This is a genomic window from Variovorax sp. 22077, from assembly GCF_052044195.1.
GTDB lineage: Bacteria > Pseudomonadota > Gammaproteobacteria > Burkholderiales > Burkholderiaceae_C > Variovorax > Variovorax atrisoli.
Map to the genome: position 1 here is coordinate 100,405 of NZ_JBQEQC010000018.1, position 23,705 is coordinate 124,109.

22 protein-coding genes and 1 pseudogene are annotated in these 23,705 nt (G+C 69.2%); 14 read left to right on the forward strand and 9 right to left on the reverse strand.

Annotated elements, in window-relative coordinates; all coding sequences use genetic code 11:
• The first annotated feature begins 123 nt into the window (after window positions 1-123).
• Complete coding sequence (locus ACTJLF_RS23865) at window positions 124-1,926, forward strand: NAD(P)-binding domain-containing protein (RefSeq protein WP_440884032.1); 1,803 nt, start codon at window positions 124-126, stop codon at window positions 1,924-1,926.
• A gap of 5 nt (window positions 1,927-1,931) precedes the next feature.
• Here ACTJLF_RS23865 and ACTJLF_RS23870 read toward each other — a convergent pair whose 3' ends face one another.
• Complete coding sequence (locus ACTJLF_RS23870) at window positions 1,932-2,828, reverse strand: alpha/beta hydrolase fold domain-containing protein (protein ID WP_440884033.1); 897 nt, start codon at window positions 2,826-2,828, stop codon at window positions 1,932-1,934.
• Between the two features lie 25 nt (window positions 2,829-2,853).
• On the reverse strand, window positions 2,854-3,561 hold the full coding sequence (locus ACTJLF_RS23875) for a Crp/Fnr family transcriptional regulator (protein ID WP_019653567.1): 708 nt from the start codon (window positions 3,559-3,561) through the stop codon (window positions 2,854-2,856).
• 145 nt (window positions 3,562-3,706) lie between these two features.
• On the opposite strand from ACTJLF_RS23875, the gene ACTJLF_RS23880 reads away from it, so the two are divergent.
• The 4 genes from ACTJLF_RS23880 to ACTJLF_RS23895 all read left to right on the forward strand — a co-directional run bounded on the left by ACTJLF_RS23880 (window position 3,707) and on the right by ACTJLF_RS23895 (window position 8,954).
• Window positions 3,707-4,627 (forward strand): 3-keto-5-aminohexanoate cleavage protein, encoded by a 921-nt coding sequence (locus ACTJLF_RS23880; protein ID WP_440884034.1) that lies wholly within the window; start codon window positions 3,707-3,709, stop codon window positions 4,625-4,627.
• 38 nt (window positions 4,628-4,665) lie between these two features.
• Window positions 4,666-5,880: an ABC transporter substrate-binding protein gene (locus ACTJLF_RS23885; RefSeq protein ID WP_126183536.1), complete on the forward strand. Its 1,215-nt coding sequence runs from the start codon at window positions 4,666-4,668 to the stop codon at window positions 5,878-5,880.
• On the forward strand, window positions 5,877-6,824 hold the full coding sequence (locus ACTJLF_RS23890; protein ID WP_440884035.1) for a 3-hydroxyacyl-CoA dehydrogenase NAD-binding domain-containing protein: 948 nt from the start codon (window positions 5,877-5,879) through the stop codon (window positions 6,822-6,824). Before ACTJLF_RS23885 ends, ACTJLF_RS23890 begins: the two co-directional genes overlap by 4 nt.
• 318 nt (window positions 6,825-7,142) lie before the next feature.
• Window positions 7,143-8,954: a feruloyl-CoA synthase gene (locus ACTJLF_RS23895; RefSeq protein ID WP_440884036.1), complete on the forward strand. Its 1,812-nt coding sequence runs from the start codon at window positions 7,143-7,145 to the stop codon at window positions 8,952-8,954.
• A gap of 13 nt (window positions 8,955-8,967) precedes the next feature.
• Here ACTJLF_RS23895 and ACTJLF_RS23900 read toward each other — a convergent pair whose 3' ends face one another.
• Window positions 8,968-9,774, reverse strand: a complete 807-nt coding sequence (locus tag ACTJLF_RS23900; protein WP_440884037.1) for a PaaX family transcriptional regulator — start codon at window positions 9,772-9,774, stop codon at window positions 8,968-8,970.
• 78 nt (window positions 9,775-9,852) lie between these two features.
• On the opposite strand from ACTJLF_RS23900, the gene ACTJLF_RS23905 reads away from it, so the two are divergent.
• Complete coding sequence (locus ACTJLF_RS23905) at window positions 9,853-10,638, forward strand: crotonase/enoyl-CoA hydratase family protein (protein WP_354423571.1); 786 nt, start codon at window positions 9,853-9,855, stop codon at window positions 10,636-10,638.
• An 18-nt stretch (window positions 10,639-10,656) separates the two neighbouring features.
• Here ACTJLF_RS23905 and ACTJLF_RS23910 read toward each other — a convergent pair whose 3' ends face one another.
• Window positions 10,657-12,027, reverse strand: a complete 1,371-nt coding sequence (locus tag ACTJLF_RS23910; protein WP_132755725.1) for a hypothetical protein — start codon at window positions 12,025-12,027, stop codon at window positions 10,657-10,659.
• 97 nt (window positions 12,028-12,124) lie between these two features.
• On the opposite strand from ACTJLF_RS23910, the gene ACTJLF_RS23915 reads away from it, so the two are divergent.
• From ACTJLF_RS23915 to minE, 5 genes are all read left to right on the forward strand, one after another.
• A complete protein-coding gene (locus ACTJLF_RS23915; RefSeq protein WP_019653575.1) occupies window positions 12,125-12,547 on the forward strand; it encodes a hotdog fold thioesterase in 423 nt (140 codons plus the stop codon).
• A 162-nt stretch (window positions 12,548-12,709) separates the two neighbouring features.
• Window positions 12,710-13,993 (forward strand): solute carrier family 23 protein, encoded by a 1,284-nt coding sequence (locus ACTJLF_RS23920; protein ID WP_132755721.1) that lies wholly within the window; start codon window positions 12,710-12,712, stop codon window positions 13,991-13,993.
• A gap of 228 nt (window positions 13,994-14,221) precedes the next feature.
• Window positions 14,222-14,980, forward strand: coding sequence for a septum site-determining protein MinC (gene minC, locus ACTJLF_RS23925; RefSeq protein WP_019653577.1), 759 nt, complete (start codon window positions 14,222-14,224; stop codon window positions 14,978-14,980).
• A 72-nt stretch (window positions 14,981-15,052) separates the two neighbouring features.
• On the forward strand, window positions 15,053-15,868 hold the full coding sequence (gene minD, locus ACTJLF_RS23930) for a septum site-determining protein MinD (protein ID WP_020723003.1): 816 nt from the start codon (window positions 15,053-15,055) through the stop codon (window positions 15,866-15,868).
• A gap of 3 nt (window positions 15,869-15,871) precedes the next feature.
• Window positions 15,872-16,150: a cell division topological specificity factor MinE gene (gene minE, locus ACTJLF_RS23935; RefSeq protein ID WP_019653579.1), complete on the forward strand. Its 279-nt coding sequence runs from the start codon at window positions 15,872-15,874 to the stop codon at window positions 16,148-16,150.
• Here minE and ACTJLF_RS23940 read toward each other — a convergent pair.
• Together ACTJLF_RS23940 and ACTJLF_RS23945 are read right to left on the reverse strand one after the other, a co-directional pair.
• Window positions 16,107-17,774: a rhodanese-like domain-containing protein gene (locus ACTJLF_RS23940; RefSeq protein ID WP_440884038.1), complete on the reverse strand. Its 1,668-nt coding sequence runs from the start codon at window positions 17,772-17,774 to the stop codon at window positions 16,107-16,109. The genes minE and ACTJLF_RS23940 overlap by 44 nt on opposite strands.
• A gap of 28 nt (window positions 17,775-17,802) precedes the next feature.
• Window positions 17,803-18,782: pseudogene (locus ACTJLF_RS23945) on the reverse strand (Bug family tripartite tricarboxylate transporter substrate binding protein).
• A 182-nt stretch (window positions 18,783-18,964) separates the two neighbouring features.
• Between ACTJLF_RS23945 and ACTJLF_RS23950 the strand changes: the two are divergent.
• Entirely contained in the window at window positions 18,965-19,900 is a 936-nt protein-coding gene (locus ACTJLF_RS23950) for a fatty acid desaturase (RefSeq protein ID WP_132755717.1), read from the forward strand.
• 20 nt (window positions 19,901-19,920) lie between these two features.
• Here ACTJLF_RS23950 and ACTJLF_RS23955 read toward each other — a convergent pair whose 3' ends face one another.
• Window positions 19,921-20,835, reverse strand: coding sequence for an alpha/beta hydrolase (locus tag ACTJLF_RS23955; protein ID WP_132755715.1), 915 nt, complete (start codon window positions 20,833-20,835; stop codon window positions 19,921-19,923).
• 223 nt (window positions 20,836-21,058) lie between these two features.
• Window positions 21,059-21,661, reverse strand: a complete 603-nt coding sequence (locus tag ACTJLF_RS23960) for a TetR/AcrR family transcriptional regulator (RefSeq protein WP_019653585.1) — start codon at window positions 21,659-21,661, stop codon at window positions 21,059-21,061.
• Window positions 21,662-21,841: 180 nt separating this feature from the next.
• On the opposite strand from ACTJLF_RS23960, the gene ACTJLF_RS23965 reads away from it, so the two are divergent.
• Together ACTJLF_RS23965 and ACTJLF_RS23970 are read left to right on the forward strand one after the other, a co-directional pair.
• Window positions 21,842-22,786 (forward strand): CysB family HTH-type transcriptional regulator, encoded by a 945-nt coding sequence (locus tag ACTJLF_RS23965; protein WP_019653586.1) that lies wholly within the window; start codon window positions 21,842-21,844, stop codon window positions 22,784-22,786.
• A 127-nt stretch (window positions 22,787-22,913) separates the two neighbouring features.
• On the forward strand, window positions 22,914-23,183 hold the full coding sequence (locus ACTJLF_RS23970) for a hypothetical protein (protein ID WP_132755713.1): 270 nt from the start codon (window positions 22,914-22,916) through the stop codon (window positions 23,181-23,183).
• A 73-nt stretch (window positions 23,184-23,256) separates the two neighbouring features.
• On the opposite strand, the gene ACTJLF_RS23975 is transcribed toward ACTJLF_RS23970, so the two are convergent.
• A complete protein-coding gene (locus tag ACTJLF_RS23975; protein ID WP_019653588.1) occupies window positions 23,257-23,682 on the reverse strand; it encodes an RcnB family protein in 426 nt (141 codons plus the stop codon).
• Window positions 23,683-23,705: the final 23 nt, after the last annotated feature.

The following is a 23,705-nucleotide window of genomic DNA, read 5'->3' on the forward strand; positions in this document are numbered from 1 at the left end:
GACAAAAGCCCGCGCAAGTCATTGATCCATCGTCGCCCCGCGCGCGGCACGAAAGCTGCGCAACGCATGCCGCGCCGCCCCCAAGGCGCCGCGCATCCATCAACGACGCAACGGAGACACGCGATGACAGACCCCACCACCGCCCCCACCCGGGCCGCGGCCCAATGGCTCGCCGACTTCGCCGCCGCGCTTGCACGCAACGACATCGACGCGGCCGTCTCGCTGTTCGAGGCCGACAGCTTCTGGCGCGACCTCGTCGCCTTCACCTGGAACATCCGCACGCAGGAAGGCCCCGATGCCATCCGCGCGATGCTGCAGGCGCGGCTGGCCGACGTGCAGCCCACGGCCTTCGCGGTGGAAGGCGAGGCGACCGAGGCCGACGGCGTGGTCGACGCGTGGTTCACCTTCGAGACGCGCGTGGCGCGCGGCCGGGGCCATCTGCGGCTGCGCAACGGCAAGGCCTGGACGCTGCTCACCACCATGACCGAGCTGAAGGGCTTCGAGGAGAAGACGGGCGAGAACCGCATCAAGGGCGCGGAGCACGGCGTGCACAAGGGCCGCAAGACCTGGCTGGAGAGGCGCCGCGATGAGGAGTCCACGCTGGGCTACACCGAGCAGCCCGAGGTGGTGATCATCGGCGGCGGCCAGGGCGGCATCGCGCTGGGTGCGCGGCTGCGGCGGCTGGGCGTGCCGGCGATCATCGTGGAGCGCAATGCGAAGGCCGGCGACTCCTGGCGCAGGCGCTACAAGTCGCTGTGCCTGCACGACCCGGTCTGGTACGACCACCTGCCCTACATGCCCTTCCCCGACGACTGGCCGGTGTTCGCACCCAAGGACAAGATCGGCGACTGGCTGGAGATGTACACGAAGATCATGGAGCTCAACTACTGGAGCTCCACCACCGCGAAGAAGGCGCGCTTCGACGAGGCCTCGCAGCGCTGGGAGGTGACGGTGGAGCGCGAGGGCAAGCCGGTGGTGCTGCGGCCGAGGCAGCTGGTGTTCGCGCTGGGCGTGTCGGGCTATCCGAACGTGCCGAAGATCGCGGGCGCGGAGAACTTCAAGGGCGAGCAGCACCACTCCAGCCAGCACCCCGGGCCCGAGGCCTATGCCGGCAAGAAGTGCGTGGTGCTGGGCTCCAACAACTCGGCGCACGACATCTGCGCCGCCCTGTGGGAGCACGGCGCCGACGTGACGATGATCCAGCGCTCGTCGACGCACATCGCGCCCTCGCAGTCGCTGATGGAACTGGCGCTGGGCGGGCTCTACTCCGAGCAGGCGATGAAGAACGGCATCGACCACCACAAGGCCGACCTGATCTTCGCGTCGGTGCCCTACAAGATCATGCACACCTTCCACATCCCGGTGTACGAGGAGATGAAGAAACGCGACGCCGACCTGTACGCGCGGCTGGAGAAGGCGGGCTTCATGCTCGACTTCGGCGCCGACGGCTCGGGCCTCTTCATGAAGTACCTGCGGCGCGGCTCGGGCTACTACATCGACGTGGGCGCCTCGGAGCTAGTGGCCGACGGCAGCATCCACCTGAAGAGCGGCGTGAACATCGAGCGGGTGAACGAGCGCTCGGTCACGCTGACCGACGGCACCGAGCTGCCCGCCGACCTGCTGGTCTATGCCACCGGCTACGGCTCGATGAACGGCTGGCTCGCCGACCTGATCTCGCCGGAGATCGCCGACAAGGTCGGCAAGTGCTGGGGACTGGGCTCCGAGACACCGAAGGACCCGGGGCCCTGGGAAGGCGAGCTGCGCAACATGTGGAAGCCGACGCAGGTCGACAACCTCTGGTTCCACGGCGGCAACCTGCACCAGTCGCGGCACTACTCGCAGTTTCTCGCGCTGCAGCTGAAGGCGCGCATGGAAGGCATCGACACGCCGGTGTACGAGCGGGCGCCGTCGCACCACGTGCGCTGACCGGGTCAGTCCCGGCCCCGCACGATCCCCGCGATAGCGGCGCGCGCCGCCATCGCCTGCCTCACCGGCAGCAGCGGCCAGACATGGACCATGCCGGGAGCCTCGTGCATCTCGACATGCACGCCCTGCGCCGCGGCCCGATCGCGCAGCGCCCGGCAATCCGCCAGCAGCAGGTCGCGCGTTCCGATGAACACGGTGAGCCTGCCCAGCCCCTGCAGCGGACCGTGCACGGGGCTCAGGTGCGGCAGGCCCGGATCTTCGCCGCCGGCCCACCACCGCCCCGCTTCCTCCAGTCCGGGGCGGGCCAGCCACGGATCGTCGGCTTCGAGTGCCGGAATCGCGGGGTTCGACACCGTGAGGTCGAGCCAGGGCGAAATCAGCACGATGTCGCGCGGCTGCGGCAGGCCCAGCGCGGCAAAGCCTTGGGCCAGCGCGAGCGCGAGGCCGCCGCCCGCCGAATCGCCCATCAGCACCAGCTGCCGGGGGTCATGCGCGGCAGCCAGCCCACGGTAGATCTCGTTCACCATCGCGTAGGCAGGCCGGTAGGTGTGCTCGGGCGCGAGCGGAAAGATCGGCACTTGCGCGACACAGCCCGTGGTCTCGGCGAATTCCGCCAGCAGGCGCCAGTGGAACGGCGAGATCTCGGCCACGTGCGCACCGCCGTGCAGGTAAAGGAGCTGCACCGGTCCCGCGCCGGAAAGCGGCGCGAGGGTGCAGCAATCATGGCCGCCCACCTGGCGCCTGCCGATCGCGCATCGCTTGCGCACCGACGCCGGTGGCTCGGCGCTCGCGGTCTTGCGGTCGCGCTCCACGGCCGCGCGCAGCCCTTCGATGCTCTCGAAGCGGCGATGGCGGCCCAGGAGCTTCAGCAGCAGGAGAAACAGGGGCCAAGGCATGGTCATGAAAGCTCCTCCTGCATTTCGTTCCTTACTCGATGAACCGCCGCAGCCCTTCGAGGTCGATCACGGTGATTCCCCCGTACTCGATCCGAAGAAAGCCCGCTTCCTTCAGCCGGTTCAGCGCCGCATTGCAGCGCTGGCGCGAGACGCCCGAGAGGTTCGCGATCTCTTCCTGCGAGGTCTGCAGGTGCGGCTCGCTGCCCGGGTGCAGCCACGGGTGGAACAGCCCCGCCAGCGCGCGGGCGACCTGGCTGTCGGCGTCGAGCAGGCGATGCGCCGCGTAGTTGCCCATGAACCAGTGCAGCCGCTCGTTGATCTGCTGCAGCAGGAAGTGGTCGAAGCCGCGCTGCGTGCGGTGCAGCCATTCGAAGGTTTCCAGCGGCAGCGCCGCCACCCGGCTGGGCCGCAGCGCGATGATGTCGGCCGAGCGCGGCAGCGCGCGCAGCAGCGTGCCTTCGCCGAACCAGCTGCCGACCGAAAGGCCGCCGAAGGTCACGGAGCGACCGTCGCTCGACGTGATCGACCACTTGAGCAGGCCCTCGAGCGTGCCGTACCAGTGCAGAGGCGTGTCGCCGCGCCGGCACAGCGCGGCACCGGGCGCCACCTCGACCTCGCGCATCTCGTCGAGCACGCGTTCGCCCGCGCTCACGTCGAGCAGGGGGAACCAGGCCGAGCTCTGCAGCAGCTGGGCAATCGTGAGCGAGGCCGCCTTGGGGGCCGGCTTGTTCGTGGGCATGGGACGGAAGGCAGATGGCGCTGGGGCGACTTTAGCCGGTGGCGCAGCGTAAACCCTGAGCCCGAATGTCGTCGCGATGACTGAGTGGGTACGCCGCTCAAAAAAATAATTGCGCGCCCATGACAGACACCAGGAGCCCCCGAGCATGTCGAAGCGCAAAGTGATCGTGACCATCGCCCCCACCGGCGGCATGGCGCACAAGTCGCAGAACCCCCACCTCCCCACCCAGCCCGCAGAGATCGCGGCCGACGTGCTGCGCTGCTGGAACGCCGGCGCCAGCGTGGTCGCCATCCACGCACGCCGGCCCGACGACGGCGCCACCTGCGACGCCGAGGTGTACCGCGACATCAACAGCCGCATCCGCGCGGGCGGCAGCGACATCGTCATCAACAACTCCACCGGCGGCGGCGTGCACGGCGACATGGTGAAGCCGCTGGCCGGCGACCGCTGGGAGATCGCGTGGGAGGAGCGCATCAAGGGCATGGACGCCGGCGCCGAGATGTGCACGCTCGACGCGACCACGCTCAACCTGAGCTTCGAGGGCAAGCAGATCCTGATGGACACGCCCATCACGCGCGGGCGCGAGCTGGCCGCCGGCATGAAGGCGCGCGGCATCAAGCCCGAGTGGGAGGTCTTCAGCCCCACGCACATCCTGCAGGACACGACCACGCTGATCGGCGAGGGCCACGACGACGAGCCCTACTTCATCAACCTGGTGATGAACGTGCACCGCAACTTCCAGAACGCGATGCCGTATTCGCCGCGCTTCCTGCAAATGATGGTCGACACGCTGCCGAAGGGCAGCATCTTCTGCGTGAGCGGCATCGGCCCCTCGCAGCTGGAGGCCAACGTGGCGGCGCTGCTGCTGGGCGGCCATGCGCGCGTGGGCCTGGAAGACAACCTCTACTTCCGCCACGGCGAGCTGGCCACCAACGTGCAGCTCACCGAGCGCATCGTGCGCGTGATCCGCGAGCTCGACATGGAAGTGGCCACGCCCGCCGAGGCGCGGCAGATGATGGGCCTGCCGCGGGTGGGCACGCCGAGGCCCGAGTTCGCACTGAGCTGAAGGCGGGCGACAAGCAGAAAAGAAACGGAGACGGATACATGAGCAAGCTTTCCCGCAGCGCCCTCGCAGCGGCGCTCGGTGCGGCCTTCACGGCGACGGGCGCCTCGGCGCAGGTGTCGGACGACGTGATCCGCATCGGCTTCATCAGCGACATGTCGGGCATCTACCGCGACTACGACGGCCCGGCCGGCGCGGAGGCGATCCGCATGGCCATCGCCGACATGGGCGGCGCCATCGACGGCAGGAAGATCGAGCTGGTCACGGCCGATCACCAGAACAAGCCCGACATCGCCGCTGCCAAGGCACGCGAGTGGTTCGACGTGCAGAAGGTCGACATGCTGATCGGCGGCGTCAACTCGGGTGCGGCCATCGCCATGGCGGGCGTGGCGGCCGACAAGAAGAAGCCCTACTTCGTGGTGGGCTCGGGCGCCTCGGGCCTCACCAACGAATACTGCTCGCCCTACACGGTGCACTACGCCTACGACACGGTGGCCATGGCGCGCGGCACCGCGAGCGCGGTGGCCAAGGCCGGCGGCAAGAGCTGGTACTTCGTGACGGCCGACTACGCCTTCGGCGCGGCGCTGCAGGCCGACGCCACGAAGACGGTGCAGGCTGCCGGCGGCACGGTGGCGGGCTCGGTGAAGCACCCGCTGGGCGCGAGCGATTTCTCGTCGTTCATGCTGCAGGCGCAGGGCTCGAAGGCCCAGGTGCTGGCGCTGGCCAACGCGGGCGGCGACACGGTCAACGCGATCAAGTCGGCGGCGGAGTTCGGCATCGGCAGGAACATGAAGCTGGCCGGCATGATCATCACCATCAACGACGTTCACGCGCTGGGCCTGAAGGCATCGCAGGGCATGTACCTCACCGACAGCTGGTACTGGAACCAGAGCCCCGAGTCGCGCGAATGGGCGCGCCGCTTCTTCGACAGGCACAAGCGCATGCCCTCCTCCTTCCATGCCGGCGACTACTCGGCCGCGCTGCAGTACCTGCAGGCGGTGAAGGCCGCGGGCAGCGACGATGCCGACAAGGTGATGGCCCAGCTGCGCAAGACGAAGTTCAACGACATGTTCGTCAAGGGCGGCTGGCTGCGCGAAGACGGGCTGATGGTGCACGACATGCAACTGATGCAGGTGAAGACGCCGGCCGAGTCGAAGGAGCCCTGGGACTACTACAAGGTGGTCGAGCCGATCCGCGGCGAGGCCGCATGGACGACGAAGGCGGAGAGCCGCTGCGCGCGGTGGAAATCGACATGAACACATCCACGGACATCCAACGCGTGGCGGTGGTCGGAACCGGCGTGATCGGCGCGAGCTGGGTCGCGCACTTCCTCGCGCACGGTCTCGACGTGAACGCGACCGACCCCTCGCCCGGCGCGGAAGAACGGCTGCGCGAAGCCGTGGCGCGGCACTGGCCCACGCTGGAGCGCTTCGGCCTCGCAGCGGGTGCCTCCATCGAGCGCCTGCGCTTCCACGACAGCCTGGAAGACGCCGTCTCGGTGGCCGACTTCGTCCAGGAGAACGGCCCCGAGCGCATGGACTTCAAGGTCGACCTGTTCCGCCGCATGGACGCGGCCGCGCCGCCGGAGACGATCCTCGCATCGAGCTCCTCCGGCCTCGCGATCAGCGGCGTGCAGTCGGGCTGCGCGCATCCGCAGCGCGTGGTGCTGGGGCATCCGTTCAACCCGCCGCACCTGATCCCGCTGGTGGAGGTGATCGGCGGCGAGCAGACCTCGGCCGAGGCCATCGAGCGCACCATGGCCTTCTATGCGGCCATCGGCAAGCGGCCGATCCACGTGAAGCGCGAGGTGAAGGGCCACATCGCGAACCGGCTGCAGGCAGCGCTGTGGCGCGAGGCCTTCCACCTCGTCGACCAGGGCGTGGCCAGCGTGGCGGACATCGACACAGCCATCGCGCACGGGCCCGGCCTCCGCTGGGCGGTGATGGGGCCGTTCATGAATCTGCACCTGTCGGGTGGCGCTGGCGGCATCGAGCATGTGCTCGCGCACCTGGGCGGGCCAATCGAGGACTGGTGGAAAGACCTGGGGGCGCCGTCGATGACGGCGGAGCTGAAGCAGAAGGTGAAGGAAGGTGTGGACGAGGAGCTGGGGCAACGCCGCACGGCGGACCTTGAAGTTGTGCGCGACACCCTGCTGTTAAACCTGATCCGCTCGAAGGCTGATAGCGGCAAGCTTGAATAGGTCGAGGCCTTGCTTGGCTCTTGTCGTGTTGTGAGCGGCTTGTTCGGGGCTCGCTCACGCCGACGGGGTACCTTGCTCCGCGAATGTCCCCCGGGCTTCGCCCTCCTCCTTTATTTCGCTGCGCAAGGCACCCCATCGTCGTGATCGTTGTACAGAGCAGTCGTTGATCGGCCAGCACGAGAACCGCGCTCGTTGTGCACAGGGCACCGGGTGCTCCCCGCAGCGAAATAAAGGAGGAGGCCGCAGGCCGGGGGACATTCGCGGAGGGGAGTACCCGGTGGCCTGTGCACTTCCCAAGAACAAACCCGGAAAACACAAATGACCGACTTCCTCCACGACGAAACCCTGATCGCCCCACCCCGCACGGTGCGCATCGACTTCGACGACGGCTCCTTCGCACTGCGTTCGCCGATGACGTTGAAGCCGTATGCGCGCTGCATCGGCGAATGGATCGAACGCTGGGCGAGCGAGACGCCCGATGCTCTGGCGTTCGCGGAGCGCGACGAGAGCGGCGATGGCTGGCGAAGGCTCGACTACCGCGCGCTGCGCCAGGCTGTGGGCTCTGTGGCGCAGGCACTGCTCGACCTGGACCTGCCGCCCGACCAGCCGGTGGTGATCCTGTCGGACAACGCCATCGACCACGCGGTGCTGATGCTCGCGGCCATGCACGTCGGTCGCACCGCGTGCTCGCTCTCCAGCGCCTACTCGCGCATGGCGAAGGACCCGTCGCGGCTGCACGGCATGCTGCAGGCGCTGAAGCCCGCCCTGATCTATGCGTCCGACGCCAGGGTGTACGGCGGCTCGCTCGCAGACTGCGGCGTCGAGGCGGTCACGGTGTTCAGCCGCAACGCCGATGCACATCCGGGGGCGCTGGCCTTCGACAGCCTGCTCGCGGCGAAGGAAACGCCCGCCGTCATGCAGGCCTTCGCCAACGTGCTGCCCGACACGCACGCCAAGTACCTGCTGACCTCCGGCTCCACCGGCAAGCCCAAGGTCGTCATCAACACGCACCGCATGCTGTGCGCCAACCAGCAGATGATGGCGCAGACCTGGCGCTTCCTTTCGCAGGAGAAGCCGGTGCTGGTCGACTGGCTGCCCTGGAGCCACACCTTCGGCGCCAACCACAACTTGCACATGGTGCTGTGCCATGGCGGCGCCCTCTACATCGACGAGGGCCGGCCCGCGCCCGGGCTGATCGAGAAGACGGTGCGCAACCTGCGCGAGGTGAAGCCCACGCTGCTGTTCAACGTGCCGCGCGGCTTCGACATGCTGCTGCCGTTCCTCGAGGCCGACGATGCGCTGGCGGCCGAGGTGTTCTCGCGGCTGCGCCTCGCCTTCTATGCGGCGGCGGCGCTCGCGCCTTCCACCTGGCAGAGGCTCGAGGCGGTGGCGCGGCGCGTGCGCCCCGAGCGGCCTCTGTGGCTCACCACCTCGTGGGGCGCGACGGAGACATCGCCCGCCATCACCTCCGCGCACTGGAAGCTCGACGGCGCCGGCTGCATCGGCGCGCCGCTGCCGGGCCTGGAGCTGAAGTTCGTGCCCAACGGCGAGAAGCTGGAGATGCGCGTCAAGGGCGTGTCCGTGTTTCCAGGCTACCGCGACGCACCGCGCGAAACGGCGCAGGCCTTCGACGAAGAGGGCTACTACCGCATCGGCGACGCCGGCTTCCTGGCCGAGCCTTCGCAGCCCGCGCAGGGCGTGATCTTCAACGGCCGCGTGGCGGAAGACTTCAAGCTCTCCACCGGCACCTGGGTGTCGGTGGGCACGCTGCGCGTGAAGCTGGTGTCGATGCTCGCGCCACACGTGCAGGACATCGTGCTCACCGGCCACGACCGCGACGAGATCGGCATGCTGGTCTTCGTGAGCCCCCAGGGCGCCGCGCTTGCACCACAGGCACTGGGCGAGCGCATCGCCGCCGTGATGCGATCGCTGCGCGACGAGGGCGCGGGTTCTTCGCAGTGCCCCGCCTGCGCGCTGGTGCTGTCGGAGCCGCCGAGCCTCGACGCAGGCGAGATCACCGACAAGGGCTACATCAACCAGCGCGCCGTGCTCGCGCGGCGCGCGGCGGAGGTCGAGCGGCTGCACGCGCGCTCGCCGGGCGACGTAGAGGTGGTGCGGCCGAAAAACTGAAGCCCGCGCGCAGCTACGGCTGCGCCAGCCACTTGCGCCACAGCAACAGCGCCTTATCCTGGTAGCGCCGGGTGGCGGCGAGCAGCGCGGCGCGCGGCTTGGGCGGCATGAGCTCGGCCGGCAGCAGCGGATCGCGGATGAGGTGGCCGATCACGGCGCGGCCCAGCAGCAGCGACTCGCGCGTCGCGGTCTCCAGCTTCTGGGTGGCGAGCCGCTTTCCGCTGCGCTCCACGCCGGCCTGCAGGCGGCGGTAGTCGGCCTCCATGGCGCGCACGTTCCAGAGCTTGCGCGCCGCTGCCTGCGCCGCGCCGTCGAGGTCGGCGATGCGGAACACCAGCGCGTCGGAAGACAGGCCGAGCGCCGCCAGCTGCTTGCGCTCGGCCGCGAGACCGCCCGAGAGGTTGTCGGGCCGCACGTGCAGGCCCGGGTGCAGCGCGGCGAACCCGCGCAGCGACAGCGCGAGCGCATGGTGGCGCCACGCGGTCTTGTCGGCGCGCGGCACGCCGGCGTCGTGCACCGCGAGCCAGTCGCCCTTCCATGCCACGGTCTGCGCCTGCCTGCTGTGCCAGGCGTCGACGGTGCGCGACAGCGCCGCGCCCTTGCGGTCGAGCATGTAGCTGCCGCGCTCGCCGCGCGCGATCTTGCCCTCGGCCGTGAGCCGGGTCAGGCCCACGCGCAGCGTCGATTCGCCGATGCCCATGAGTGCGCCCGCGCGGCACAGCGCCTGGGCGCTCAGCGTGCCGCCGTCGGCCACCAGCAGGTCGAGGATCAGGTCGGGCGCGCTGGGTACGGCGACCGGCACATTACATACTTTGTCCATGTTTGCGGGCGAGAGAAATATTTCCTACGATCATCGTGGGCGATCGAACATGTAATTTTGCCCCGGAAGGATGCGCGCATGGCCATGCAGTACGTGAGCTACGACACAGATGGCGCCGTCTGCACCATCACCCTGAACCGGCCCGACAAGCGCAATGCGGTCGACGGCCTGGTGGCGGCCGAACTTCGGGAGGCCTTCGGCCGCTTCGAGGCCGAAGATGCGTTGCGCGTCGCGGTGCTGACCGGCGCCGGCGGCCACTTCTGCGCGGGTGCCGACCTCTCCGCCGTGGGCGACCCGGCCCGCCGCAACGAGCTCGACCCCGAGGGCGGCGGCAGTGGTCCGATGGGGCCGACGCGCATGGCGCTGTCGAAGCCGCTGATCGCGGCGGTGAACGGCTTCGCGGTGGCCGGCGGCCTCGAGCTCGCGCTGCTGGCCGACCTGCGCGTGGCCGACGAGGACGCCGTCTTCGGCGTGTTCTGCCGCCGCTGGGGCGTGCCGCTGATCGACGGCGGCACGGTGCGGCTGCCGCGCATCGTGGGCATGGGGCGCGCGCTCGACATGATCCTCACGGGCCGCGCGGTGGGCGCGCCCGAGGCGCTGGCGATGGGCCTGGTCAACCGCGTGACGCCGCCTGGCGGCGCACTGGCCGCCGCCCAGCAATTGGCACGCGAACTCGCTGCCTTCCCGCAGCGATGCATGCTGGCCGATCGCCGCTCCGCCTACGAGCAGTGGGACATGCCGCTGGCCGAGGCCCTGCGCCGCGAGGGCTCGCTGGGCGTGCCGGTGGTCTTCGCCGAGGGCCAGGCCGGCGCGGCACGCTTTGCCGGCGGCGCGGGGCGCCACGGCGAGTTCGGCAGGTCCTGAAGAGGAGTGCCGCCTTCGTCAATGCCGCGGCGCGACCTGCTTCGGTCCGGCGGCGGGCTCAGTCGGCTTCATGGGCTTTGTGGGTTTCGCTTTCGGCTTGTCGGTACCGAACAGCTTTTCCACCTGCTGGCCCACGCGCGCGCCGATGGCCGTGCCGACACCCGGCAGCACCGCGCTGCCGATGGCCGCGCCGGTGAGCGCAGCGCCGGTCAGCGAGAGCTCGGGGTCGCTCATGGTGCCGCCCAGCTTCAGCGGCACGCCGACCACGCCGTCGACGAGGTCGACCGCGATCTCGCCGTCGAGCCTGCGGTTGAACACCTTGAGGTTGCCGCTGGCCGTGAGCACGCCCGAGCGGGCCTTGAGGTTGCTGTACTGCATGACCACGCCGTCCTCGGTGCCCTGGGTGTCGAGGGTGCCGGTGAGCTCGTCCAGCCTGGTGGTGCCGCCGCGGCTGATGCCGGCGGTGGTGACAGCCTTGGCCACGTCCAGCTTCGTGAGCGTGGCGGGCTGCACCGAGAAGGTGGTGCGGGTGTGCAGGCTGCGGACCAGCGCGCCCAGTTCCTCGGCGCTTGCGGCCTCCGCCGAGAGCGTGGTCGTGCCCGAGAACCTGCCGGCCACCGAGGTGCGGCGGCCGAAGGCCTGCACCAGGCTCTCGATGTCGATCTGGCGCGGCTCCAGGTCGGCCGAAAGCTGCAGCTTGCCGTCGGGCAGCGTCTCCAGGCGGGAGACGCCGTTCCAGGTGCCGCCGCCCACGTCGATGCGGGTGCGCCAGCGGTCCTGCCCGGCCTGGCGGTCCAGCCGCAGGCGCACGGGCGAAGGAGTGCCGGCGCGCTCGATGCGGGCCTGGCGCGGGCGCCAGCCGGGGTCGAAGCGGATGTCGCCGTCGTAGGCCAGCGCGATGTCGCGCCGGTCGATCCAGCTCACGTCGCGCCAGCGCACCTGTTCCACGGGAACGGGCGCGAGCGTCCACGGCGCCGGCAGCGCGATGACGCCCGCCCCGCCCTCCTGCGGCCTGGGCCCCTTGCCCCTGAACGCCCGCACCGAGGCGCGCGGAAGCACCAGGCCGTCGACCTCGATCTCGTCCACGGCGATCACGCGCCGCAGCAAGGGCGCGAGTTGCAGCTGCGCGCTGACGCGGCGCAGGGTGATGGGCTTGGGCTGGTCGGTGGCGATGTCGGTCAGCACCAGCATGGGCACCGGGAACAGTTCCCAGTGGGCGCCGCCCACCTTCAGGGCCACGCCGAAGCGCTTCTCGAAGGTGTCGGCGATCCTCGCTGCCACCTCGTCGTCGGTGGGCAGGCGCGTGCTCACCACCCACACCAGCGCACCCGCGCCCAGCAGCAATGCGGCAGCGATGCCGAGGAGCCAGCGGCGCAGGGGAAGCTTCATCGGCGCAAGGTAGCACGCAAAGGCGACTCGGTTTGTCAGCCGCCATCGCTATAGTTTTGGCCACTGTTACAGGCCGGAAGAAAGAAAGAGGCATCGAATGCGTATCTGGAAGAAGGAGGTCTCCGTCGAGACCCTGACGAGCAACCACGTGGGCACCGTCGTGTCGGCGCTGGGCATCGAGTTCCTGGAGGTGGGCGACGACTTCATCCGCGCCCGCTGCCCGGTGGACGAGCGCACCCGCCAGCCCTACGGCATCCTGCACGGCGGCGTGTCGGTGGTGCTGGCCGAGACGCTGGGCTCCTGCGGCGCCCACTACTCCGCCCCCGAAGGCGACCGCGCCGTGGGCCTGGACATCAACGCCAACCACATCCGCTCCGTCACCAGCGGCTGGGTCATCGGCACCGCGCGGCCGGTGCACCGGGGCCGCACCACGCAGGTCTGGCAGATCGATCTGACCAACGAGGCGGGCGAGCTGACCTGCGTGTCGCGCATCACGATGGCGGTGCTGCAGCCGCGCTGAGCGCGGCGGCTCTGCCGCCCTCGCACCCTTTCCTTCTTTCTCCGGCACAGGGTGCGTGCCGGTGTTCAGTGCGGTTTTCATCGCCCACAATCACGCCCCGGGAAAAGCCGGAGCGTTCCGGGCCCCCGCGCACAACACACCCCAACAAGAGGAGATAGAAGAATGTTCAACTGGACTGAACGGCCCGCGTCCGCGCTGGCCAACGGCGCGGTCATCGCGCCCGACGAACGGCTGCCCTGGCTGCAGACCGGCGCCATGGGCGTACAGCACGTCATCGCGATGTTCGGCGCCACGGTGCTGGCGCCGATCCTGATGGGCTTCAACCCCAACATCGCGATCCTGATGAGCGGCATCGGCACGCTGATCTTCTATTTCGTCACCGGCGGCAAGGTGCCCAGCTACCTGGGCTCGAGCTTCGCCTTCATCGGCGTGGTGATCGCGGCCAGCGGCTATGCGGGCAAGGGCCCCAACGCCAACATCGCGGTGGCGCTGGGCGGCATCGTGGCCTGCGGGGTGGTCTACATCCTTATCGGGGCCATCGTGCAGGCGGTCGGCACGGGCTGGATCGAGCGCTTCATGCCGCCGGTGGTCACCGGCGCGGTGGTGGCGGTGATCGGGCTCAACCTGGCGAGCGTGCCGGTCAAGAACATGGCGGCCGGCAACTTCGACGCCTGGATGCAGGCCGTGACCTTCCTCTGCGTGGGCCTGGTGGCGGTGTTCACGCGCGGCATGCTGCAGCGCCTGCTGATCCTGGTGGGTCTGATCCTGGCCACGCTGGTCTACACGGCGCTGACCAACGGGCTGGGCATGGGCAAGCCGGTGGACTTGAGCGGCATCGCCAACGCGGCCTGGTTCGGCCTGCCGACCTTCACCGCGCCGGTGTTCACGGCCAACGCGATGCTGCTGATCGCGCCGGTGGCGATCATCCTGGTGGCGGAGAACCTCGGCCACCTGAAGGCGGTGACGGCCATGACCGGCCGCAACCTCGACCCGTACATGGGTCGCGCCTTCATCGGCGACGGCATCGCCACGGTGGTGAGCGGCGCCGCGGGCGGCACGGGCGTGACCACCTACGCCGAGAACATCGGCGTGATGGCGGCCACGCGCATCTATTCCACCGCCGTGTTCGTGGTGGCTGCCGTCATCGCGCTGGTGCTGGGCTTCAGCCCGAAGTTCGGCGCGCTGATCCAGGCCATTCCGCTGCCGGTGATGGGCGGCGTGAGCATCGTGGTGTTCGGCCTGATCGCCATTGCCGGCGCCAAGATCTGGGTCGACAACAAGGTCGACTTCTCGCAGAACAGGAACCTGATCGTCGCGGCCATCACGCTGATCGTCGGCACGGGCGACTTCACGCTGAAGTTCGGCGACTTCGCCCTCGGCGGCATCGGCTGCGCGACCTTCGGGGCCATCATTCTCTACGCGCTGCTGGGCCGCTCGAAGAACTGAGCCGAAGGCGAACCTCCCAGGGATACCGTGGAACCGGCTTTGCCTGGCCACCGGTATCGCCCCCTGCGAGGGGGTTGGCGAAGCGGTACGAAGTACCGCCAAGCCTGGGGGTTGGCTTGGTAACCTCATGAAAGAAGTGTTCTCCGGAGGGCCTGAAGCCGGGGGCCTTCACCGGCCTTTGGCCCGCGCCCGTTAGACTCCAACGCTTTTCGCACCGACGTTTTCCCAATGGCCGATGTCTCCGCCGCGCGCACCAAGGCGGTTTTCGAATTCAAGAGCGCCACGCTGCCGCTGATCGCAGTGATCCTCAAGACGTCCGACCTGGACGTGCTGGCCGAGGCACTCGACGCCCAGCTTGCGGATTCGCCCGACTTCTTCGAGCAGGAGCCGGTGGTGATCGACCTCTCGCTGCTGCAGGAGGCGCAGGACGACGGCGACATCGACTTCGCCGCCCTGCGCGGCCTGCTGGCGCGCCACCAGACGCAGCCCATCGCGGTGCGCGGCGGCAACGACGCCCAGCACGCCGCCGCGCGCGCGGCTGGCCTCTCGGTGGCGGCCATGCCAGCGGCCCCGGCGCCCCGCGCCCCGGCCCCGCCGGCCGAGCCCCCCGCCTCCGAAGCCCCGCAGATCGTGCGCGAGGTGCCGGTGCCGGCCAACGGCACGCTGCTGATCGACAAGCCGCTGCGTTCTGGCCAGCAGGTGTACGCACGCGGCGGCGACGTGGTGGTGACGGCCGTGGTGAGCTTCGGCGCCGAGGTCATCGCCGACGGCAACGTGCACGTGTACGCACCGCTGCGCGGCAAGGCGATCGCCGGGGCGCGCGGCAACACCGAGGCGCGGATCTTCTCGACCTGCATGGAAGCGCAGCTGGTGGCCGTGGCCGGCATCTACCGGACCAACGAGGTGCCGCTGCCCGACACGGTGCTGGGCAAGCCGGCCCAGGTGCGCCTGGACGGCAAGAAAATCTCGATCGATCCCATTCCCTGACCGGACGAACCCGATCACGGAATGCGGCGACCCTGACAAGCAACAACTGAATCGAAACAAGAAGGAATGGCCATGGCCAAAATTGTGGTGGTGACTTCGGGCAAGGGCGGCGTCGGCAAGACGACGACGAGCGCCAGCTTCGCGTCGGGCCTCGCGCTCGCGGGCAAGAAGACGGCTGTGATCGACTTCGACGTGGGCCTGCGCAACCTCGACCTGATCATGGGCTGCGAACGCCGCGTGGTGTACGACCTGATCAACGTCATCCAGGGCGAGGCCAACCTGAGCCAGGCGCTCATCAAGGACAAGCAGTGCGACAACCTGTTCGTGCTGGCCGCCTCGCAGACGCGCGACAAGGAAGCGCTCACGCAGGAAGGCGTCGAGAAGGTGCTGGCCGACCTCGCCGCGATGGACTTCGAATACATCGTCTGCGACTCGCCCGCGGGCATCGAGACCGGCGCGATGATGGCCATGCACTTCGCCGACGAGGCGCTGGTGGTGACCAACCCCGAGGTCTCCTCGGTGCGCGACTCCGACCGCATCCTGGGCATGCTCAGCAGCAAGACCAAGCGCGCCAAGGAAGGCGGGGAGCCGATCAAGGAGCACCTGCTGATCACCCGCTACAACCCGAACCGGGTGGCGGGCGGCCAGATGCTGTCGCTGGAGGACATCCAGGACATCCTGCGCATCAAGCTGATCGGCGTGATCCCCGAGTCGGAGAGCGTGCTGCACGCCTCCAACCAGGGCGTGCCGGCGATCCACGACAAGGAGACCGACGTGGCGCAGGCCTACACCGACGTGGTGGCCCGCTTCCTCGGCGAGGAACGGCCGATGCGCTTCGTCGAGGCGGAGAAGCCGGGCTTCTTCAAGCGAATCTTCGGGAGCAAGTAGCCCATGTCCTTCCTCTCGTTCCTGCTGGGCGAAAAGAAGAAGACTGCCAGCGTCGCGAAAGAGCGGCTGCAGATCATCCTCGCCCACGAGCGCTCGAGCCTCAGCGGCAAGAAGCGGCCCGACTACCTGCCCGAACTCCAGCGCGAGCTGGTGGCGGTGATTTCCAAGTACGTGTCGATCAACGCGGACGACATCAAGGTCAACCTGGAGACCCAGGACAACCTCGAAGTGCTCGACATCAAGATCGAGCTGCCCGACCCGGCTCCGACGCCGGCGCGCTGAGCGCGAAGAACCTGAAGCGCACGGACGGGTCCTGCAGGACCCGTTGCGACAGTGCGCGCTCCCACGCGAGGTAGTCGGCCCAGGCCGCATCGCGGCGCGGACCGAAGACGCGCATCACCGAGCCCCAGTCGTCGTCGAAGGGGGTGAGCAGCTGGGCCGGCGCGCAAGCCGCGGTCAGCGGCCTGCCCGAAGCCCTCCAGCCCTGCGTTCCGCCCCGGAGCCAGCTGAACTCCGCACCCGAATCCGGCCAGCGCCTCTGCGCATCGCGCGCCACGCGGGCGGCCGCCGTGCCGTCGGGCGAGGTGAAGACCAGCTTGCGGCCGGCCACGGCGTGCGGAGCCAGCGGCGCGAGCGAGGCCGGCAGCATGTAGAGCGCGCCCTGCAGGTGGCCGCGCTCGTAGTCGAGGCTGGGGCCCACGTCGATCACGGTGACGGCGCCGTCGCTGTGCAATTGCGCGAGAGTTTCGGCATCCAGCGGCGGCGGTGCGCCGTCGATGGCGGCCGAGGGGTCCGGCGGGGCCTGCTGCGGGGTGAACTCGCCGTCGTACACGTAGACCTCGGCCTGGCCCAGCTGCGTGAGCCAGAAAGCGGTGATGGCCGCACGCAGGCGATGGGCCGGATCATCGACCAGCACGATGCGTGCGCCTCGCGTGCCCACGAGGTTCTCGAAGTGCATCAGGAGCTGGCCGCCCGGCACCTGGCGCAGGCCGGTGCCCGCGAAGGCCGGATCGGGCTCGGGCCGCACGTCGAAGAGGTAGAGGGTGCGCCCGCGATCGTCGCGCCAGGCGGCGAGCCGGGCCTCGTCGGCCACGGGCAGCGCGAAGCGCGCGAGCAGCTCGTCGGCGAGGCCGCGCAGCACCTGCGGGGATTCGGGCGGCAGCTCGTCGTCGGGCGCCGCGTTCTGCACGGTGGGCGCGCCGTGCAGGCCCCAGTCCATGACGCCGTCCTCGACGAACACCGCTTCGCTCGCACGGCCCAGCAGCCGCAGCGTGGTCGCGCCGACGATGCCGCGCGTGCGGCTGAAGCAGTTGATGGCCCACAGGTGGTGCGGTCCGCCGGCCTCGGGCGGCTCGAAGCGGCGCAGCGCCAGCTCGGTGCCCGGATGGTTGCGCGCGCCAGGCAGCGAGAGGAATTCGAACTCCGCGCGCGGCCGCGCATCGACCAGCGTGGTCGGGCGGCCCTCGCGCAGGCGGGCGCGCAGCGCCTCCACGGGCAGGCCCGGCGTGCCGTAGTGCAGCCGTGCGCGGTCGCCGAAGGCCTTCACCAGCGTGCCGTAGCCGTCGATGGCGGGCAGGCCCTCGCTCACCCAGCGCAGCAGGCCGCCATCGAGCGTTCGCACATCGCCGTAGCCCAGGCGCGCGAGCACGGCCGATGCCGCCTGCGCGGCGCCGCCGGGCGCGTCATCGTCGTCGTAGAGCACCACCGGCGAGGAACGGCGCGGCACCAGCGCGCCGACCTGCAGCTCGAGCCCGCTGAGGGGCGCGTTGCGCGCGAGGTTCAGGTGTCGCTGCACGAACCAGCGCGTCTCGCGCACGTCGAGCAGGGCCAGCTCGGCCGCGGGCTCCGCCAGCAGCAGGGCCCACAGTTCGGCCGGCGCGACGGTGTTCTTCGGGGGCGTGCTCATGCGCGCATTCTCCGGGGCCCGTCGCTCATCAATTGGGCTGGATGCCGGCCTGCTTCACCACCGCGGTCCACTTGACGGTCTCCGACTGGATGAAGCGCGCGAAGTCTTCGGGCGAGCTGCCCACGGTGAAGGCGCCGATGTCGTCGTAGCGCTTCCTGAACTCGGCCGTCTGCACGATGTCGCGCAGCTCGCGCGACAGGCGCTGCACCAGCGGCGCGGGCGTGCCGCTGCGCACCACCACGCCGTACCACGAGGTGACCTCGAAATCGGGCAGGCCGGCTTCTGCAGTGGTGGGCACATCGGGCAGCCAGGGTGCGCGCGTGCGGTAGGCCACGGCCAGCGGCTTGAGCGTGCCGGCCTTCACGAAGGGTATGGCGGTGACCACCTCGTTGAAGATGAACTGCGTCTGCCCGCAAGCAGGTCGTTGAGGGCCGGGGCGCTGCCCTGGTAGGGAATGGCGGTGAAGTCGGCGCCGGTCTGCGTCTTCAGCAGCTCGCCCGCGAGGTGGGAGTACGCGCCCACGCTGATGCCGTAGTTGACCTTGCCGGGGTTCTTCTTCGAATAGTCGATCAGCTCGCGCGGGCTGGCCACCGGCAGCTTTGGATTCACCAGCAGCACCTGCGGCGTCTGCACGAGCAGCGACACGGGCGTGAAGTCGCGCGAGAGGTCGTAGCTCAGTTGCCTGAACAGCGCGGGCTGCACCGTGAGGTTGGACGCCGGCGCGAGCAGCAGCGTGTAGCCGTCGGCCGGCTGCCGCGCGACGTACTCGAAGCCGATGTTGCCTGCGGCGCCGCTGCGGTTCTCGACCACCACCGCCTGCCTGAGCCGCTGCTGGAGCTGCTCGGCGACCTCGCGGGCGATCTTGTCGGCGATGCCGCCGGCCGGATAGGGCACGACGAGGCGGATGGTCCTGGCCGGATAGTCGTCCAGCGTGGCGGCCTGGATCTGCACGTCGACGGACAGCGCAGCGAGCAACGCCAGGGCGATGCGGGTGAGGAGTTTCTTCATGGGAGGAAGCGAAGGGCCGGCACGCGGCTGCCGTGAAGGCGCACCCTGCGGGCGCGCAGCAAAGCCGTGGAGCGTAGGCCTCGCCCCGCGCCTGCCGAACTAAGTTTCGCGCCGATGCTTATGCGAAAAGCGCGCATGCAAGCGTCCGCTTGCTACCTAGCATCGCAGTCCGGTCCATCGCCATGACATCGACTGCCCTGCCCCTCCACCGCAATGCACCTGCGCGCCGCCACTGGTGGTGGCACTACGAGGTGCCCACGCTTCTGCTGGCCGCCCTGCTCTACGCCGCATGGGGTGCGCTGGTGTGGTGGCACGCGCTGCTTCCAGGCTGGGCGCTGTTCATCGTGGGCGGCTTTCTCGCTCAGCTGCATTTCTCGCTGCAGCACGAGAGCATCCATGCGATGCGCCACCTGCCGAAGTGGCTGCGCCACGCCGTGGTGTGGCCGCCGCTGAACCTCTGGCTGCCGTACCCCTTCTACAACCGCGGCCACAGCTCGCACCACGTCAATTTCCATCTCACGCATCCGGAGCGCGACAACGAGAGCGCCTACCACTCCGCGCCGGCATGGCAGAGCTATGGGCCCGTGTGGCGATGGATCTACATGGCCAACCAGACGATCGCGTTCCGCGTGGTGCTGGGGCCGTTCCTGCGGCTGTGGAAGCTGGTGCGCTTCGAGGCCGGGCGCGTGCTCGCGGGCGACTTCTCGCGGCTGCCGACGTGGTTCTGGCACGCGTTGAGCGTGGCGCCGGTGCTGTACTACGTGGTCGAGGTCTGCGGCATGGGCTTCGGCGAGTACCTTCTGTACTTCGTCTATCCCGGGATGATGCTGGGCTCGCTGCGCACCTTCACCGAGCACCGCTGGGCCGACACGCCGCACGAGCGCGTGGCCATCGTGGAATCGAATCTCGTGTTCGGGCTGCTGTACCTCTTCAACAACCTGCACCACGTGCATCACCGTGCGCCAACCATGCCGTGGTACGAGATCCCGGTGTACTTCCGCAGGCACCGCGCGGCGGTGCTGGAGGCGAACGGCAACTTCTACTACCGGGGCTATGGGGAGATCGTGCGCCGGCACCTTTTCAAGCCGGTGTTCACCCCGGTCCATCCCAACTGGTAGAGACTTGATCGCGGACGGCGTCAGTCCGCCGCCACGAAGCGCGCCACCTGCTCCAGCACCTCGGCTTCCTTGAGGATGCGGCGATGCCCCCAGCCCTGCGTGGCGACGAGGCGTGCTCCGGCGATCGCGTCGCGGTAGGCCTCCGCGTCTGCGAAGCGGTTCACGCGGTCGTCGCGGTCATGCACGATCAGCGTCGGCTGCGCGATGCGCGGCCCCACCGCCGCCGGCTCGAGCTGCTGCATCAGCACGCCCTCGCGCGATTCGAACAGCCGCTGCATCGCCAGCCGCGTGGCTTCGCTGAGGCCGAAGGTGTGCGCGAAATAGCGCGTGTAGTCGCGCGGCGAAGCCGGCGGCGCGAGCAGCACGATGCGTTCGGCCGGCAGACCGCGCGCAGCGGCCAGCGCGAGCCCGTTGGCACCCAGCGAGTGTGCGACAGCGGCGCGCAGCGCATGGCCGTCCGCCGCGAGCCGCGCCGCGACATACGCGATGGCGCGTGCGAACTGCGGCGAGTTGCTCATCACCCCGGCGCTGCGGCCATGCGCCGGCAGTTCGAGCAGCACCGGCCGCAGCCCCGCGGCCGCCACCGCCTGCGCGAGCGGCAGCATCTGGCCCGCATGCCCACCCCAGCCGTGCACCAGCAGCACCACAGGCGCCGATTCGGCGCCCGAGTCCTGCGCGGCGAGGTGGTAGATGCCCACGCCCGCGTCCTCGAAGGCCCAGCTCTCGCGCCGCCACTCGGCACCGGGGCCCTGGCCGCGATAGAGCCACTTGGGCGGCAGCGGCGTGCCGAAGACGCGGTAGGCGGCTCGCACCGCCAGCGCGGGCCACAGGCGCTGCGAGGCTGTGAGCCCGAAGCGCAGTGCGCGCATCGTGCGGCTGGGCCGGTAGTAGTTCGACTGCGCGGCGTGGCCGGCGGAGGAAGAAGTGCTGGTCATGGGCAGGTGTTCCTTGCGGGTGTTCAGTACCAGACCCAGTCGTTGTTGCTCGCGGGCAGGCCGCGCAGCGTGTCGCGAAGGCCCCTGAGGCCGAGGACGGCCGCGTACGCGGCGAGGAAGAGGGCGATGATCAGCATGGTGCTTCTCCTTTTTATCGCACGACTGTGCGAAATTTTGGCAAATCGATGCGCGGGAAATCCGCCTGCTTCGTGAAGGGGCTCGCTCAGGCGAGGTAGCTGGACAGGAGCCGCTGCCAGGTCTGCGTGGCGCGGTCGGCGGCCTGCGGGTCGCGCAGGAAGCGCGCGTCGTGCAGCTGGGTCATGGTCAGGCCGTTGATCTCGCTCACGAGCTGGGCCGGGTCGGTGTCGGCCCTGAGCTCGCCGGTCTCGATGGCCTGCAGCACGGTGCGGCGCAGCGCGGCGCGCCAGCGGGTGATCTCGCCCAGCAGCATCTCGCGCAGCTCGCCTTCGCGGTCGTCGAACTCGAAGGCACCGGCGGTGTAGAGGCAGCCGGTGTGCATCTCGACGTCGCGCATGCGGGCGATCCACCGCGCCACGATCTCGTTGAGCCGGGCCAGACCCTTGGGCTTCTGCATGGCGGGCACGAACACGTCGGCCAGGAAGCCGCGGCCGTACTCCTCGATGACGGCCTTCTGCAGCGCCTCGCGCGAGCCCACGCGCGAGAACACGCCGCTCTTGGACAGGCCCAGCCTGCTGGCCACGGCCTGCAGCGTGATGGCCTCCAGGCCTTCGGCCAGCGCGAGGTTCATCGCCGCGCCGACGATGGCGGCGCGGGTGAGTTCGCTTTTCTGGGTCTTGGCGTCCATGCGGCGAACTTTAGCACGTTCGTGCGAAATTGCAAGCGACGGGGTCACGGACTCCGCAGGAGCGGCTCAAAGATGTTTTGCTCATGTGAAACCAACAAACGCATCGTTCCCCGAATAAGCGCTTCTGCCGAGAATCGCCGGTCGGCCCCATCCGGGGCTTCGATGACTCCTCCGCGCCAGATGAACTTCCAACAACTGCGCTCGGTACGCGAGGCCGTTCGTTGCGGCTTCAACCTGACCGAGGTCGCCCATACGCTTCACACCTCCCAGCCCGGCGTGAGCCGGCAGATCCGCGAGCTCGAGGAAGAGCTCGGCATCGAACTCTTCGTGCGTGCCGGCAAGCGCCTCACGGGGCTCACCGAGCCCGGCGGGCACGTGCTGCCGATCATCGAGCGCATGCTGATGGAAAGCAGCAACCTCAAGCACGCGGGCCAGGAGTTCGTCGCGCAGCAAAGCGGCCTGCTCTCGGTGGCGGCCACGCACTCGCAGGCGCGCTACGCGATGCCCGTGGCGGTGCAGGAATTCCGGGCGCAGTTCCCGAACGTGAAGCTGCACCTGCACCAGGGCTCGCCCAAGCAGATCGCGCAGATGCTGCTCGACGGCGAGGCCGACGTGGGCATCGCGACCGAGGCGCTGGGCGACTATCCGCAGCTGGTGGCCCTGCCCTGCTACCGCTGGACGCACTCGGTGATCGTGCCGCCGGAGCACCCGCTGCTCGACGCGCCGCTCACGCTGGAGGCGCTCGCGCGCTACCCGCTGATCACCTACGACACGGGCTTCACCGGCCGCTCGCGCATCGACGAGGCCTTCGAGCAGCGCGGGGTGCAGCCCAACATCGTGCTCGCCGCGATGGATGCCGACGTGATCAAGACCTACGTGCAGCTGGGCCTGGGCATCGGCATCGTGGCCGGCGTGGCCTACGAGGCCGAGCGCGACACGCAGCTGCGTGCGATCGACGCGGGGCGGCTGTTCGGCATCAACCTCACCAAGCTGGCCGTGCGCAGGGGCACCTACCTGCGCAAATACGTCTATGCCTTCATCGAATCCTTCGCCCCCACGCTGACGCGCGCTGTCGTCGAAGGGGCTCTGGGAGACCAGGAAAAGGCCTCCCACTACGAAATCTAGGCTTTGTCCAGAAGCTGCAGGGGGGTGTGTACCGGGGACGACAGAGTGGTTAAAAAAGAAGTCTGAAGCTTCACACAGGCGGCGTACATTCGGGTTAATTCCTTGGCTTCCTGGAAATGGATCAGCAATGGCATCGTCGACCTCGCAGCAGCAGCAGCAACAGCAAACAAGGGCCTCCCAGAGGGCGGCCGATGCAGCGGAGCGGCGAGAACGCCTGAGACGGAGCCTCCCCGCCACGGTGGAGCTGCTGCAGAACCGGCAGGCCGATCGCATCGACGATGCCGACATCGACGCCTACGTGAGCCTCAACTGGCTCGAGTGGCACGGCGGCGGCCTGCGCCTGACCATCACGGGCCGCAACGTCTGCGCCCAGTCGATACCCACTGCCCTGGCCTGAGGGTCATCGTTGCCTCGAATGAAAAAGCCGCCGCAGTGTCCTGCGGCGGCTTCGTGGCGCTTGCCGGTTGCCTTTACTGGCCGGCGATGATGTTCGCGATCACGCCCGTGGCGATGGCCGCGAGCACGAAGTCGCCGCCCACGCCCACCCACTGATAGCCGCGGGGCGGCTGCTGCAGCCTGTAGGCGCGCCAGTCCTGCACCACGTAGTTGCGGCCGCGGTATTCCGGCGGCACCCGGCCGCCGCGACGCCAGTCGGCATGCGGCTGCGGGAAGCCGCGGCGGTCGAACTGGCGGCCATCGCGGAAGTCCTGGTTGCCGCGGTAGTGGTCGCCGTGCGGGCCGCGGCGATCGAAATTGCGGTCGCGCTGCTCGTAGCGGCCGTCGCCGGGGCGGCCATGGTTGTCGAAGCGGCGGTCCTGCGCAAAGGCGCTTCCCGCGGCCATGCACATCGCGAGTGCCGCGGCTCCCACGGCCATGATCTTCGAGTTGGTTTTCATCGGAACTCCTTCATGCGTTGATG